General features: G+C 41.2%; 3 protein-coding genes. All 3 read left to right on the top strand.

What is annotated here, in order from left to right:
* The 3 genes from OW157_RS05680 (at nt 1) to OW157_RS05670 (ending at nt 16,772) form a co-directional block, all read left to right on the top strand.
* A complete protein-coding gene (locus tag OW157_RS05680; RefSeq protein ID WP_268752782.1) occupies nt 1–5,124 on the top strand; it encodes a collagen-flanked surface repeat-containing protein in 5,124 nt (1,707 codons plus the stop codon).
* A gap of 406 nt (nt 5,125–5,530) precedes the next feature.
* Nucleotides 5,531–14,776, top strand: a complete 9,246-nt coding sequence (locus OW157_RS05675) for a putative Ig domain-containing protein (protein ID WP_268752781.1) — start codon at nt 5,531–5,533, stop codon at nt 14,774–14,776.
* A 187-nt stretch (nt 14,777–14,963) separates the two neighbouring features.
* Nucleotides 14,964–16,772 (top strand): M3 family oligoendopeptidase, encoded by a 1,809-nt coding sequence (locus tag OW157_RS05670; RefSeq protein WP_268752387.1) that lies wholly within the window; start codon nt 14,964–14,966, stop codon nt 16,770–16,772.
* Nucleotides 16,773–16,873: the final 101 nt, after the last annotated feature.

The following is a 16,873-nucleotide window of genomic DNA, read 5'->3' as shown; positions in this document are numbered from 1 at the left end:
GTGACTGAAACAACAACGCTCACTGAAGCACAATCATTTGTTAATCATGTCAGTGATACTGTCACAGATGAAAATGCAGCTGAAACGGAAATTGGTGCTGAGAATACGGTAACAGCCGATGAAACAGTTGATGCTCCAACTGAAAATACGAGTGCTGCAGATAATGTTAGTGCAGAAGATATGAGTGTTGATGAAAATACATTAAGTGATGAACATACATCAACTGCTCCTGCTAATACAAACGATGAAGCAGAGCGAGAAACGAATGATCAAGCCGATGCAGAGAACCATGTTGTGACTAGTGATCAATTAAATAATGACCATTCTGAAAATACAAATAATAATCAAGAATTACCAAAAGTAAATTCTGGACTAAGTCATTCTGAAAGTGATGACAATAAAGAAACAATTAATACCACGCATTCAGAAAAAGAATCTGCTACAAGTGACAAGTTTGAATCTGAAAACTCAGAAGAGAAAGCAAGTGAAGATAAGGGAAATGAATTAGTAAAAGAAGCTGTTAACACTGCGACACGGGCAAGTTTTTTTGCTAATGGAACAAGCCTTCGTGCTGTCCAAACTGGTCGTAATGTGAATTCGCTAGTAAACATTTCTGACTTTGATATCAAATATGTTGGTGGTGGATCAAGTCAAAATGAAGCCTGGATTACTTCTTCTGGTCATCCTGAGTTGCATTTTAATTATCGTGTTGATGATAGTGTCCAAGCAGGGGATTACTTTACAGTTAATTTTGGGGATTATGTCGTTCCTGGTCTCTTAAATACACCGCGTAAACCAGGCAATTTAAATAGTGCTCAGGGCGTTCCAATTGCTATTAGTTCTTATAATGAAGCTACTAATTCAGCAGTGTTCACCTTTACAGAATATGTGGATGCTTACCGTAATGTACGGGGAACTTACGCCGAAAGTTTATGGCCACAACGTGATAAAGTAACAGATAATAAGCAAACCGTACCCGTCAATGTGCAAGTTGCTGGTCAATCATTTTCTAAGCCTATCACCTTCGATTATGGAAATAAGAAACAAAATCTAATTTCAAGTATTACAAATATAGATAACCAAGCAGGTACTATTTCCACGACAACCTATGTTAATCAGTCACTAAATAATACAGGATACCATAGTGTCACTATTGACGGAAAAAACTTAGATTTTAAAAATCCTGCCACCAGCATTAAGGTTTATAAAGTACCTAGATCAGTTAAATTAAATGATAGTTTTGTTCCCAACTTATCTCAACCAGGGATTACAGAAGTTAAAAATGCAGTGACTTTTCCCAATGGTCAAAATTCTGCACGTGTTAGTCTTGGAAATATTAATAATTACCAGTATGTTATTTTAACAACTACACCGCTTGCAAAATCAGCAAATGAGGAAACAAGCTTTTCTGCTACTTTAGTAAAAAATAACACTACCAACGTAGCAGGCCATAGCAGTTCATTAAATGCTAGAGATGTTTCTTCAACAGGAACGGGGGATATTGTTGAAGAAACTAATGGTAAATTCCAAGAACATCACCGTTATGAAACTGTTGATGAACAAGGAAATGTTATCAGTGTAGATGATGAAGTGAGTGGTGACCTGCAAGAAGGGACAGTTGATGAAGTCTATCTGACAGGCGCCAAGAATAGAGAAGGCTACACATTTACACGTACTGAGAATGCCAAGAATGATCCCTACTACAGTCCTAGTGGTGCTGTAACAGCAGGTGTTTTCAAAGACGGTGTTACTCAAGAGATTACCTATGTGTATCAACGGGTTGTACCAAAAGACACACCAAGTGAACCGCCAGTAGAAACTAAAGATAATGAACTTTATGAAATGATTGAAGAGGATTCTAGCTATAAAACAGAATTCAAATTCGATCCAAGTTTGAAACCTGGGGAAATTAAAGAACTACAAACTGGTCAAGATAGACGTGTTAAAGTTCTTTATAAACATATCAATCCAGAAACAATTCCTAATTTTGACCCTAGTCAATTTGTTTCCTTCCGTGGCCAATATTGGCAAGAAGTTTCTCGTGAAGTTATTCAAGAAGAACGTCCTCAAATTTTTGGTTACAACATCGAACAAATTGTTGAAACTCGGAATAATGAAGATGGTGGCGTTACAATTGTTTACAATACCGGTCGAGAAATTGTTATTCCTGGAAAAACACCTACAGCTGACCCAGTGTTACCTAAGGAACCAATTGTTGAAGTCGAACGGACAGTAGGAATTCATCCTGATACCGGTCAAGAAGTAAGCGGAAGTAAAGTCACTGTTAAGATTTATAATCCAAATACTGATAAATTTGAAAGCGAGAAAGTCACCTTTATTCCTGATGGCCAAAACGGTCGTGATGGTGTCGATGGCAAATCACCAAAAGCTGAAGTTAAAGATAACGGTGATGGTACCCATACAGTAACCATCACTAACCCAGACGGCACCACTACTGAAACCATTATCCGTAATGGTCAAGATGGTGCTAAGGGAGAAAAAGGTGATAAAGGTGAAGACGGAACCGACGGCCGTGATGGTCTAACGCCAGAAGTCAATGTCAAAGACAATGGCGACGGCACTCACACCGTAATTGTTCGCACCCCTCAACGTAACCCAGAAACGGGAGAAGTAACTTACGCTGAAACTACAACCGTAATCAAAGACGGTAAAGATGGCAAATCACCTAAAGCTGAAGTCAAAGACAACGGCGATGGCACTCATACAGTAACCATCACTAACCCAGACGGCACAACTTCTGAAACCATTATCCGTAATGGCCAAGATGGTAAAGATGGCCAAGATGGTGCTAAGGGAGACAAAGGTGACAAGGGTGATCGTGGCGAGAAAGGTGACAAAGGTGAAGACGGAACCGACGGCCGTGATGGTCTAACTCCAGAAGTCAATGTCAAAGACAATGGCGACGGCACTCACACCGTAATCGTTCGTACACCACAACGTAACCCAGAAACGGGTGAAGTCACATACACCGAAACCACCACTTTAATTAAAGATGGTAAGGACGGAAAAGATGGAGTTAATGGCCGCGATGGTTTAACCCCAGAAGTTACTGTTAAGGATAATGGTGACGGTACTCACACTGTAACTGTACGTACACCACAACGTAATCCAGAAACGGGAGAAGTGACTTACACTGAAACTACAACCGTAATCAAAGACGGTAAAGATGGTAAATCACCTAAAGCTGAAGTCAAAGACAACGGCGATGGCACTCATACAGTCACCATCACTAACCCAGACGGCACCAAGACAGAAACTGTCATCCGCAATGGTCAAGATGGTGCTAAGGGAGACAAGGGTGACAAAGGTGAAGACGGTCGCGATGGTCAAGATGGAAAAACCCCAACTGTTGAAACCACACCAATAAAAGATTCTAAAGGAAACCAAATTGGTGTAACCATTATTGTAAAAGATGGTGACGGAAAAGAAATTTCTCGTGAAAACATTTTGAATGGAAAAGATGGAAAATCACCAAAAGCTGAAGTTAAAGATAATGACGATGGTACACATAGTGTCATAATTACTAATCCAGATGGAACCACTACCGAGACTGTTGTTCGTGATGGAAAAGATGGTCGCGATGGTATTGATGGAAAAGATGGCAAATCACCATCTATTGAAACTACACCAATTCTTGATTCTGAAGGAAACCAAATCGGCGTAACTATCATTATTCGAGATGCTGATGGTAAAATTATCTCTGAAGAAAATATTTTGAATGGTCGCGATGGCAAGTCTCCAAAAGTAGACTTAATTGATAATGAAGATGGTAGTCATACTGTCAAAGTCATTAATCCAGATGGAACCACTAACGAAACAATTATCAGAGATGGTAAATCCCCTGAAGCTAGAGTAGAAGATAATGGCAATGGTACACACACTATTATTATCAAAAATTCAGATGGTAGTGAAACCCGTACAATTGTTCGAGACGGTAAAGATGCTGAAGCTCCTAAAATTTCTACCGAACCTGGAAAAGATAACCAAGGTAATACAGGTGTTTGGGTGATCATCTCCACACCAGAAGGCCATGAATTATCTCGAGAATTTGTACGAGATGGCAAAGATGGTAAAGACGGTAAAACACCAAGTATTGATGTAAAACCAGGTAAGAATGAGTTAGGTGAAGATGGTTACTGGGTAATTGTCAAAGATGGAAATGGTGAAGAAACTTCTAGAGAGTTTATCCGTGACGGACGCGATGGCGAAACACCATCCATCACTACTGAACCAGGTAAAAATGCTAATGGAGAAGACGGACTTTGGATCATTGTCAAAGATGGCAAAGGAAATGAAACGAGTCGTCACTTTGTACGAAATGGTAAAGACGGAGAAACTATCAAGAAAATATACACAGAAAACGGAAAATTGATCTTCATCTATTCTGATAATAAGAAATTTGAAATAACTATTCCGTGTGGATGTGACACTCCTTCTAAACCAGGAGACAACCAACCAGGCACCCCAGGTAAAGAAGAACCTTCAAACCCAGGAGACAACAACCCAGGTACTCCAGGCAAAGAAGAACCTTCTAAGCCAGGAGACAACAACCCAGGTACTCCAGGTAAAGAAGAACCTTCTAAGCCAGGAGACAATAACCCAGGTACTCCAGGTAAAGAAGAACCTTCAAACCCAGGAGACAACAACCCAGGTACTCCAGGCAAAGAAGAACCTTCTAAGCCAGGAGACAACAACCCAGGCACCCCAGGTAAGGAAGAACCTTCTAAGCCAGGAGACAACAACCCAGGTACTCCAGGTAAAGAAGAACCTTCTAAACCAGGAGACAACAATCCAGTTACCCCAGGTAAGGAAGAACCTTCAAACCCAGGAGACAACAACCCAGTCACTCCAGGTAAGGAAGAACCTTCGAAGCCTGCTGTACCGGCTAAGGAAAATCCAACTACTCCTAATAACGATGGATCAACCCAGACTGATACAGACAACAATTCAACAAAAGATAGTAAAGAGTCTAAACAAGAAGAAGTTGAACAATCAGCTATCTTGCCAGGCACTGGTAACGATACACTTGGACTCGTTACAGGAGTTGGTGCCTTATTCTTAGGTTCCGCATTCGTCTTCAATGCTCGCCGTAAAGAAGACTAATCATTCTGTTGTTTAAAGCAATACAGCTTCAACAGATTTAAAAACACCCACAGCGTAAGCTGTGGGTGTTTTTTTATCCAAATTAGAAAATATCAAAAAATGATAATAAGTCTTAATAGATATAAAGTTTTAATATATAAATACCAAAACTTGCTGCTCAGTGGTTGTTTTATTTCATCATACATATGTGACTAAAATACAGTAATTGTATTTTGATATTTTATAAGTTTTAAGGTAGAAATTACCAAAAAGGGTTAGGAGACAAGCGTTTCGGACAATATTTTATTTTTTTCTGCATTTTATTAATATATAAACGACGTAAAATTAATAATAAGTGTATTAATATGATATTATTATGACAAAATGTCTTTAACTTTTATAGATAATTTATTTAGGAGGAACAAAAATGGTTGGCAAAAATAACCACAAAATGATCCAGGAGAAAATGTCTAATAAAATATACAAATATGCGATTAGACGTTTATCTGTTGGAGTAACATCGGTGGCGATTGCTGCCGGCTTAGTGTTTTCATCACAAGTTGTCGTTGCCGAGGCGGCAGTTAATGAAGGGGTAAATGAATCTACCACTGATTTAGTACAAGTAGCTGATGAACCCAAAATTGAAGATGACGCAGATAGTGAAGTAACTGAAGCTCAAGAGGCCGAAGTTACTGATGAAGTTGGTGAAAATCAACCAACTTATGAAGCGCAAGAAGACGATTCTTTAGCTCTAGCACAAACTGCAGCTAAGGAAGAGATTGCAAAACTTACAAACCTTTCTGCGGCAGACAAAGAAAGTTTCAAAGCACGTATCGATCAAGCAAGTGCTGTAGAAACAATATCGGCATTGGTTCTTGAAGCGCAAGAATTGGATGCTTCATTGGCAGAAGACAAAAATAATGAGAAAGCTTCAACAAATGTAGCTAGTAGCACGACTGTCGAAACAAATGAAACAGAACAAAAAGAAAAAAAATTGCCAACACGAAATGGCGATAAGCTAGCGACAGATAAAGAGCAGCCAAAAAATAATCATGAGTCTCAATCATTCTCTAAATCTTCAGAAAAAGCTAGCGACGAGAGATTAGTTACCGGTTCTAAATCAAATGATGATTTAATCGTCAATCAGACTTTAGAGATTGAAAGTAACCATAGCGACAATATTGCTCAAAGCCAAAATAATGGGGAAGAAGACACTGCCCCTGTCGCAAAGGCGTTCAAACATGCGTCGCCAGCGAATGTTAATATGATGGTTACTAGCCGCTCAGCACAAGAGAACTTAACTAGAGATAGTACGCGTGATGTTGAGTTAGAAAACCATTTTGATGTAAACGGGGTGGCTGAGTCAAATTTACGTTATGCAGGCTTGCGTTACGAAGGAATTAACTCCGATCATTCGATTCAGTTACAAATCACTAAATGGTCTTCAGGATCTGCCGGTTGGGGCAAAGATCCTCGCTATCCATACGCAGGTTATACAATCTTACAGTTTTCTGACCCAGATTTTTATAAGCAAATTAATGGTATTCGGTCTGGAAATCATTCTTGGATCAAGGAAGATGACGGTGCACTGTGGAAGTTACCTATAACTGCTAGTACTGTGTCTTCCGGTTCTATTGGGGCAGTTAATAATACTCCTGTTCGAATTACCCTTAAGAATAATCAAACTCTGGAAACTTTGGGTAAGGCAAGCACCCCAATTTCATTCTATTCGGCTTGGATTAATGGAACTGATGCAAGATTTCCTAATACGATTGCTCAAGAGAGTATTTCAACGGGATATATTCTTGCCAATGATCCTTATCGACGAGAAGAGCATTCGACTGGCTTCACTGCCGGCCCTATGGTTGGCAAAATTATTCCTGATGTGGAGAATGGAACACTGAAATCAGTTCACACCTTCAAACCAAATCAAAATTTCTGGCAAACGGATTATTCTTGGGTGCTTTATGTTAAAGAGATGGTGCCTAAAGAGTTATTACCTTACATTGATATTAATAATATTACACTACAAGCTTCTGATGCTGTTGGAGGGCCCTCTGATCAAACAGGTTATTCAGGACAACCCGTACCATTGAAAATTGATTTAGCAACGGGTTTGGTTGATTCTAGTAAAACTCCTGGCTATGGTCTAACATCAGACATGACGACTAACGCCCCTTTAAATGATGTAAGGTTTAATCTTGACCGAGATGTATTTTATGGAACTCTTGGACAGAGCCGTTCTTATACTATTTACTATCCACTAAGAAAAGATGTGAATCTAGGTGCTTTTGCTGAGCAAGTAAACGATATCGTTCGAAAAAATAATAACCAATTATATTTTAGATCTTGGTTGGAATCAGACTACTTAGATGATGCGCCCGTCTTTACATATGGGGATAATGGGAAACCAACTCGCCAACTTGTTGGATCCTATGTGACGCCTTATCTTAGTGTGAATGATACTGATCGCGATGGAATTGTGGATTTTATAGAATGGGCTAATGATATGAATACAGAATCAGTGGATACTGATGGTGATGGCGTACCAGATAATCTAGAATTATATTACCATCAAACTGATCCACGTAATGCTTCTGATTATTTAGTAATAGGCCCACAAACAGAGACATTAGAAATTGCTGCAGATCAAGCCAATTCCATTACTGGTGTTGTTGATTTACCTGTCTATAATAATCCAAATCCGGATAAAAGCGATGAAGTTCTAAGCAAAACCAATCTATCTGCGGGTAATGTGTTAGTGAAGTTGCAGGGTTATGCCAATGGTCAAGCTACTGGTAAAGTTTATGAAGTGACGACGATTCCATTTGACCAACTAAACACTGGGGAATTTAAATTTTCAATTCCGGTTGATAGTCTAACCCCTGATACAGAGCTAGTTTTAGTGGCGTATAGTCCTAATGGGAGCAATCCAGCGCTTGGACAAGTTATCCGAGTAGTCGATACCCTAGCACCGATTGTACCAGTTGCTGACGAGAACGCACCTAGTCGACCAGGCTATGCCCGAGTGACATTTTCTGCAGGGAATCACGGTCAATTCGCTGATGGCTCCATGGAAAAGATTTTTGATGTAAAAACTACCTTGACTTGGGAAGATTTTACGTCTTCTGACTATTTCCCTGAAATAGTAGCCAATGACGGTTTTGTTTATAGTCAAGGGTCTTTCTATCCGTCCTTACCTAATGCTAGCAACCGAGTAAGCAGTGGAACTTATCGAGCGGTTTATGCAGCCGTTGATGGCATTACAGATATTTCGCAAAATCCTGATCATTCCGTTTTACCAGGGACACATCGGGTCAGCTTTAGAGCAGGCGAAGGGATTGCTCAACTCGATGAAGACAAGGTCTATATGGTCAAAGATGGTTTGGAATTACCGATGTCTTATTTCCCAAGCTACACACGTGAGCCAGGTTATGATAAAGGCGATTGGAATGTGGAAACACCAGTTATTACCACAGATACTATTTTTACAATTTCTGCAAATCCTTTACCTAATGTTATTAGCCAGCCTAACGATGAACAAAAAACAACTTTGGTCAATGAAGGCTATGAAATTCTCTCTCTAAACACTGACGAAAATGGTTTCTTGTTAATTAATGGAAATTATGAACAAAGTCAAGAATACTTGATTAAGGAAGGGACTAGTTTCGGTGAATTTAAGGAAGCTATTGGTGGGATTCCTTCTGTTGATGCTAAACGTGGCTATATCTTTGAAAAATGGGTGAATATTGCAAATCCGAGTGAATCCTTCCCGAGTGATGATGCCTTAGCACAAATGGATAAGTCGTATAGCTATCAAGCCCAATTCAAGCGTTTAAATAAAGTGATTAAAGTAACTGATTTGTCGCAACAACCCTTACCAGGCTACGGACGAATTGTCTTTGAAGCTGGTAAGCAAGGTGAATTTGCTGAAGATGGGTCTCAACAAATCGTCATTGACTTTCGTTATGACGATAGTGAAGATGATAATGCAAGCTGGGATGATATAAATATTCCAGTGCCGAGAGTCATCGGAAATTATCGTTTTATCGGTTATACTCCTGAAATCGACACTAATTCATTGCCACAGTCTGCGACTTATATTGGACAATACGAACCGCTTGAGCATATTGTGACATCAGATCCATCTTCTGACCCACAAAGTCAAGGTAAGTATGTTAAGTTGACCTTTGATTTAGGAGAAGGACATTTTGATCCTGAGGCCCTAATTAATGGAGAAGTTCAACCGACTTACTGGGTTTTACGAGGAATATCAATTACGGCCGACCAATTAGCTCAAGTGGAGACACATATCGTGAGTCCGGATGAAGAGCATTATGATTTCACCGGTTGGCAAGATGATTTGGTTACCCCTATTCCAACTGATCCTAGTGTAAATAGTATTGAACTCAAAGCCCAATACTCACAACGGGTAGATCAACCAACTATTAATCCAATCAAGGCCCATCAACATCAAGTTACAGGCCAAGCATTGCCGGGAGCTAGTGTGGAAATAATGCGCTATAATGACCAAGGTCAAGCCATGGGACGTATGGTGATAACTGCTGATAACCAAGGAAACTTTACCTTAGCTACCCCGCAACTTACTGAAGGGGAAAGTTTTGTGGCCAAGCAAAGTGTGCCTAATATGGCAGAAAGTCTTTGGTCAGATCCTGTTATTGTCCAAGCCGCTGAACGCAGCCAAGCACCGACTCAACTCAGTCAATTAGGCGGAATAATTAGTGGTCAAAGTCCAAGTAATGCTATTATTACGCTCGTTGATGCTAGTGGGCAAGCCATTACTGATGCCAATGGTCAACCACTTACCACTCAAGCAGATGCCGATGGAAACTTTACATTTACGCTTCCATCAGATAGTCAAGATGGCCGCCAAATTGCAGCTGTGGCTCAAGACGGGGATCGTTTAGTGAGTGAACCCTCTCTTCCACTAGTGATTGATTTATTAGCTCCGTCAATTTCATCAATTGATAACCAAACAGTGGTATCAGGCAATCCAATTGATCCATTTGTGGTTCAAACAGATGATTCAGAAGCGACGATAAGCGTTAATGGTTTACCAAAAGGGGTTACTTTTGATCCCGGAACAGGATTGGTTAAGGGGACTCCAACAGTAGAATTCACTGATGGCCAAGAAGAAATTGCGTTTACAGTGACAGTTACAGCAATGGATCCCGCTGGCAACGAATCTAAAGAAAAATTCATTATGACGATTCAACGTGACACCGATGGTGATGGCAAGCCAGATGTCACCGATGCGGATGATGATGGTGATGGCTTCACTGATGAAGAAGAAATCGCTGCTGGCACGGATCCAAAAGATGAAAATTCAATGCCAGATACACAAGCTCCTACCATTACAGCAATTGATAATCAAACAGTGGTAGCAGGTCAATCAATTGATCCATTCGTGGTTCAAACGGATGACTCTGAAGCAATAGTAAGTGTTGATGGATTACCAGAAGGTGTTACGTATGACCCAGCCACCGGCTTAGTGAGCGGTAGCCCAAGTCATAACTTCACTGATGAAGAAGAGGTAGCCAGCTATGACGTCACTGTGACAGCAACCGATGCAGCAGGAAACGAAAGTAGCGAAACCATCTCAATCACTGTTCAACGCGACACCGATGGTGATGGTGTACCAGATATCACCGATACCGATGATGATGGGGATGGCATTCCTGATGAGGAAGAAATCAGCAAGGGTTCAGATCCAAAAGACGCTGATTCCATTCCAGCAACTGTTATCACACCAGTTACAGGTGGCGAAGTAAGTAACGACAATCAAAGCGTTGTTGAAGGCCAACCAATCGATGAAGTGACAATCACTCCTGAAAATGAAGCAGCAGAAGTATCAGTCGATGAAGCGTCTCTACCGAATGGCCTTACATTCAATCCAGAGACTAAGACAATCACTGGTACGCCAGCAATCACTGATTGGGCTGATGACGAAGAAAGCCGCGAATTGACGACAGAAGTCACAATCACTAACCCAGATGGATCAAGTGCAAAAGAAACAGTCAACATTACTGTTCAACGTGACACCGATGGTGATGGTAAACCAGATGTCACCGATACGGATGATGATGGCGATGGCTTCACTGATGAAGAAGAAATCGCTGCTGGCACGGATCCAAAAGATGAAAATTCAATGCCAGATACACAAGCTCCTACGATTACAGCAATTGATAATCAAACAGTGTTAGCAGGTCAATCAATTGATCCATTCGTGGTTCAAACGGATGACTCTGAAGCAACAGTAAGTGTTGATGGATTACCAGAAGGTGTTACATATGACCCAGCCACCGGTTTAGTGAGCGGTAGCCCAAGTCATAACTTCACTGATGAAGAAGAGGTAGCCAGCTATGACGTCACTGTGACAGCAACCGATGCAGCAGGAAACGAAAGTAGCGAAACCTTCTCAATCACTGTTCAACGCGACACCGATGGTGATGGTGTACCAGATATCACCGATACGGATGATGATGGGGATGGCATTCCTGATGAGGAAGAAATCAGCAAGGGTTCAGATCCAAAAGACGCTGATTCCATTCCAGCAACTGTTGTCTCACCAGTTACAGGTGGCGAAGTAACTAACGACAATCAAAGCGTTGTTGAAGGCCAACCAATCGATGAAGTGACAATCACTCCTGAAAATGAAGCAGCAGAAGTATCAGTCGATGAAGCGTCTCTACCGAATGGCCTTACATTCAATCCAGAGACTAAGACAATCACTGGTACGCCAGCAATCACTGATTGGGCTGATGACGAAGAAAGCCGCGAATTGACGACAGAAGTCACAATCACTAACCCAGATGGATCAAGTGCAAAAGAAACAGTCAACATTACTGTTCAACGTGACACCGATGGTGATGGTAAACCAGATGTCACCGATACGGATGATGATGGCGATGGCTTCACTGATGAAGAAGAAATCGCTGCTGGCACGGATCCAAAAGATGAAAATTCAATGCCAGATACACAAGCTCCTACCATTACAGCAATTGAAAATCAAATAGTGGTAGCAGGCGATTCAATTAATCCATTCGTAGTTCAAACGGATGACCCTGAAGCAACTATAAGTGTTGATGGATTACCAGAAGGCGTCACATATGACCCAGCCACCGGCTTAGTGAGCGGTAAACCAAGTCATAACTTCACTGGTGAAGAAGAGGCAGCCAGCTATGACGTCACTGTGACAGCAACCGATGCAGCAGGAAACGAAAGTAGCGAAACCTTCTCAATCACTGTTCAACGCGACACCGATGGTGATGGTGTACCAGATATCACCGATACGGATGATGATGGGGATGGCATTCCTGATGAGGAAGAAATCAGCAAGGGTTCAGATCCAAAAGACGCTGATTCCATTCCAGCAATTGTTATCACACCAGTTACAGGTGGCGAAGTAAGTAACGACAATCAAAGCGTCGTTGAAGGCCAAGCAATCGCTGATGTGACAATCACTCCTGAAAATGAAGCAGCAGAAGTATTAGTCGATGAAGCGTCTCTACCGAATGGCCTTGCATTCAATCCAGAGACTAAGGCAATCACTGGTACGCCAGCAATCACTGATTGGGTTGATGACGAAGAAAGCCGCGAATTGACGACAGAAGTTACAATCACTAATCCAGATGGATCAAGTGCAAAAGAAACAGTCAACATTACTGTTCAACGTGACACCGATGGTGATGGTAAACCAGATGTCACCGATGCGGATGATGATGGCGATGGCTTCACTGATGAAGAAGAAATCGCTGCTGGCACGGATCCAAAAGATGAAAATTCAATGCCAGATACACAAGCTCCTACCATTACAGCAATTGATAATCAAACAGTGGTAGCAGGTCAATCAATTGATCCATTCGTGGTTCAAACGGATGACTCTGAAGCAACAGTAAGTGTTGATGGATTACCAGAAGGTGTTACGTATGACCCAGCCACCGGCTTAGTGAGCGGTAACCCAAGTCATAACTTCACTGATGAAGAAGAGGTAGCCAGCTATGACGTCACTGTGACAGCAACCGATGCAGCAGGAAACGAAAGTAGCGAAACCTTCTCAATCACTGTTCAACGTGACACCGATGGTGATGGTGTACCAGATATCACCGATACCGATGATGATGGGGATGGCATTCCTGATGAGGAAGAAATCAGCAAGGGTTCAGATCCAAAAGATGTTGGCTCCATTCCAATGACACCATTAGAACCTGGTCAAGAAAATAACCAAGTACCAGTTGTCAGTGGAGATGTCAACGAAGTTCAACCAGATGAGAATCCACAAGATACAGGTATTAATGTCGATTATGCCGATGAAGATACGACAATAAGTGCTAAAGATGAAGATGGTAAATTTGTTCCTGTAACTATTGATGAAGAGGGTAATGTTATTATTACTCCAGGTGTAGATGTTGATGGTCCAATTACAGTGATTGTTGATGACCCAGAACTAGATCAAGCTATTACTGTTATAGTTCCAGTTGAAGGGCATAAACCTGACCATGATGATAACAATTCAGATTTTGTTGATGAAAATGGTGATTCTACTGTTCAACCAAGTGTGGAATTAGTCTGGGAAGATGAAATCATTCCATTCGAAACCATTGAACGGGAAAATCCAAACTTACCACAAGGCCAACGTCGTATTGTCCAAGTCGGCCAAGACGGCTTGAAACGGACCTTCTACGAAGTGACAACTGGAGTGGATGGTGAAGTGATTTCTCGTGTGGCCTTGGACTATACAGGTGATAATGTTGCCCCTGTGGCACAAATCATTGAAATTGGCACAGGAACAAGTGAAAATGGTGACTCCACTGTTCAACCAAGTGTGGAATTAGTCTGGGAAGATGAAATCATTCCATTCGAAACCATTGAACGGGAAAATCCAAACTTACCACAAGGCCAACGTCGTATTGTCCAAGTCGGCCAAGACGGCTTGAAACGGACCTTCTACGAAGTGACAACTGGAGTGGATGGTGAAGTGATTTCTCGTGTGGCCTTGGATTACACAGGTGACAACGTGGAGGCTATTGCTCAAATTGTTGAAGTAGGAACTAAGGTTGAGACACCTAATTTAGATCAACCAATTAGAGTTGAAGGCCAAGTACAAGCTGTTCAACCAAATGCCAATAGTCAAGACACTGGTATTAATGTCATTAACATAGATGAAAAGACAAAAATTTCTGCTCATGATGAAGATGGCAAAGCACTACCAGTAATGATTAATGAGAATGGCGATATATTTATTAGCCCAGGAACTGATGTCGATGGACCAATCACTGTGATTATCGCACATCCAGACTTGCTAGATGGTTTCGTAGCCATTGAAATGCCTGTTAATGGCGATGAATCTGGTCGTGACGATAATACCATTGATGAAGGCGATGATAATGATTCCGAGCAAATAAGCGATAAGCAAGAACCTCAAACAGAACCTACAGTGGAACAAGAGAATGTGATAATTTCTGAAACCACTAAACAAGAAACATCTAATAAGGAAGAAGATTACGTAGAGACTGAAGAAGAGTCAGAAAAACTCGTTAAGGCAAGTACTTTACCAAGCACTGGTGCTGATAGTGTTGGTTTACTTGCAGGTCTTACTGCCTTATTACTCGGTTCAGGCTTCTTGTTTGCTAAACGCCGTGAAGAGAACTAAGCACTTCACTTCAGTGTTTGTTTACAAGTAAAAGCACCCGCAGAAAAGCTGCGGGTGCTTTTTTGATTGACTAACTAATCTGGTAACTTCTTTTAACTGAAGAATATTAAGTTTAATCTCCTTATATTAATAATGAAATTGCGATAATAACAGTGTTTAGCATATAATAAGTATAAGAGGTGAGAAGATGACGACAATTAATGAAACCTGGGACTTTGATTCCCTATATCCTGGCGGTCTAAAAGGACACGCCTATCAAGAACATCTAAAACAACTTAGCCAAGAAAGAGATCAAATTATTGAGTGCTTAACTGATTTTGATATTACTGCTAATGATGCCCAAGAGTCCTTAGTGACTTGCTTGGACGCAGTGGCTCATTTCAATGAATCAGCTTTACATGCAGGAACCTTTGCCCAGATGGTTGCTGATGCTGACATGACGGATGATTATGCTCAGGCCATGCGCCTCAAGGTTGACGACTTAGTGAAACCATTTAAAATCGCTTATGGTAAGTTCGTTAAGACCTTCAATGTGATTGATGACCATAGTTGGCAGCAATTAATCGACCATCCATCTTTAGCGCCGCTTGCTTTTGTTTTGAACGAGGAGCGTGATCAGGCTAAACGTCTCTTGGGAGATGAGGCGGAAGCCTTACTGGCTAACTTAAATAGCGATGGTATGGCAGGTTGGGCCGGAATTTATGATACGACTTCAGCGAATCTTACGATTTCAGTGGACTTGACTGATGGCCACCATGACTTTTCTGTGGGCCAAGCCATGAATCGTATGTATGGCGACCCTAATCCTGCTAACCGAGCAGCTATCTTTGATGCTTGGGAAGCTGCTTTCGATGATCGTGGACCGGTTTTTGCAGATATTATTAACCATCTGGCTGGTTACCGTTTAACGGTGCAATCAGCTCACAATTATGACCATTTCTTGGCGGAAGCTTTAGAGTACAATCGGATGCAAAAGGCAACCCTAGAGGCAATGTGGCAGGCGGTCGACCAAGGGAAGACTATTTTTATTGAATTTTTACGGCAAAAACAAGCCCTCTTAGCTTTAGACCAATTAAATTGGCAAGATGTGGATGCGCCCCTAGTCTTTGATTCTGAACCGACTATTTCTTATGATTACAACCAAGCTTGTGAGTTTGTGGTGGAACAGTTTGCCACATTTGGACCAAAATTAGCGAAATTTGCCCAAAATGCCTTGGATAATCGTTGGGTAGAAGCAGAAGACCGAGAAGGGAAACGTCCAGGTGGTTACTGTACCGAATTGCCTTTAGTGAATGAATCACGGATCTTTATGACTTTTACGGGTTCAGCTTCTGATACGTCAACTTTAGCTCATGAGTTGGGTCATGCCTTCCATTCTCATGTCATGAATGAAGAATCTTATTGGAATAAGAATTATGCCATGAACGTGGCTGAAACAGCATCAACCTTTGCGGAGACGATTGTTGCCAATGCGAATCTAGCTAAGGCCAAGTCAGCTAAACAGCGCTTGCAGTTATTGAATGTTAAATTAGAAAATGCCACGGCTATGTTCTTAAATATTCGGTCACGTTTCCTGTTTGAGACGGCTTTTTATGAAGAACGACGCCAAGGTTTTGTTGGGCACCAACGTCTTAATGATTTAATGACAGAAGCGCAATCAAAAGCTTATGGGGATGTGCTAGACCAATGGCACCCACATTTTTGGGCCAGCAAACTGCACTTCTTTATGGATGATGTGCCTTTTTATAATTTCCCATATACTTTTGGCTATCTGTTCTCATTAGGATTATATGCCCAATATTTAAAGGCTCCGGAAAACTTTGAAGAACGCTACATTGCCTTATTACAAGATACGGGTAAAATGACTGTAGAAGATTTGGCAGCCAAACATTTAGGTGTTGATCTGACTCAGCCAGATTTTTGGCAAGCTGGCGTAGCCTTGGCTGCTGAAGATGCTAAAGCCTTTATTACTGAGAGTAAAGAACTTTTAAATTAATTTATAAGGCGCTGCGAGAACACAGGATAAGTTTAATTCCTGTGTTCTTTTTGTAATTAATGCGACCTAAAAAAGGCTTGTTAAAGCCATAAAGACCTCGT

The organism is Aerococcus kribbianus (assembly GCF_026805545.1).
Lineage (GTDB): Bacteria > Bacillota > Bacilli > Lactobacillales > Aerococcaceae > Aerococcus > Aerococcus kribbianus.
Note: the sequence above shows the minus strand (reverse complement) of the source record. Positions and strands in the feature narration are given on the sequence as shown.

Coding starts and splice junctions, on each gene's coding strand:
- OW157_RS05670 (WP_268752387.1), top strand. CDS start 14,964: ATGACGACAATTAATGAAACCTGGGACTTTGATTCCCTATATCCTGGC.
- OW157_RS05675 (WP_268752781.1), top strand. CDS start 5,531: ATGGTTGGCAAAAATAACCACAAAATGATCCAGGAGAAAATGTCTAAT.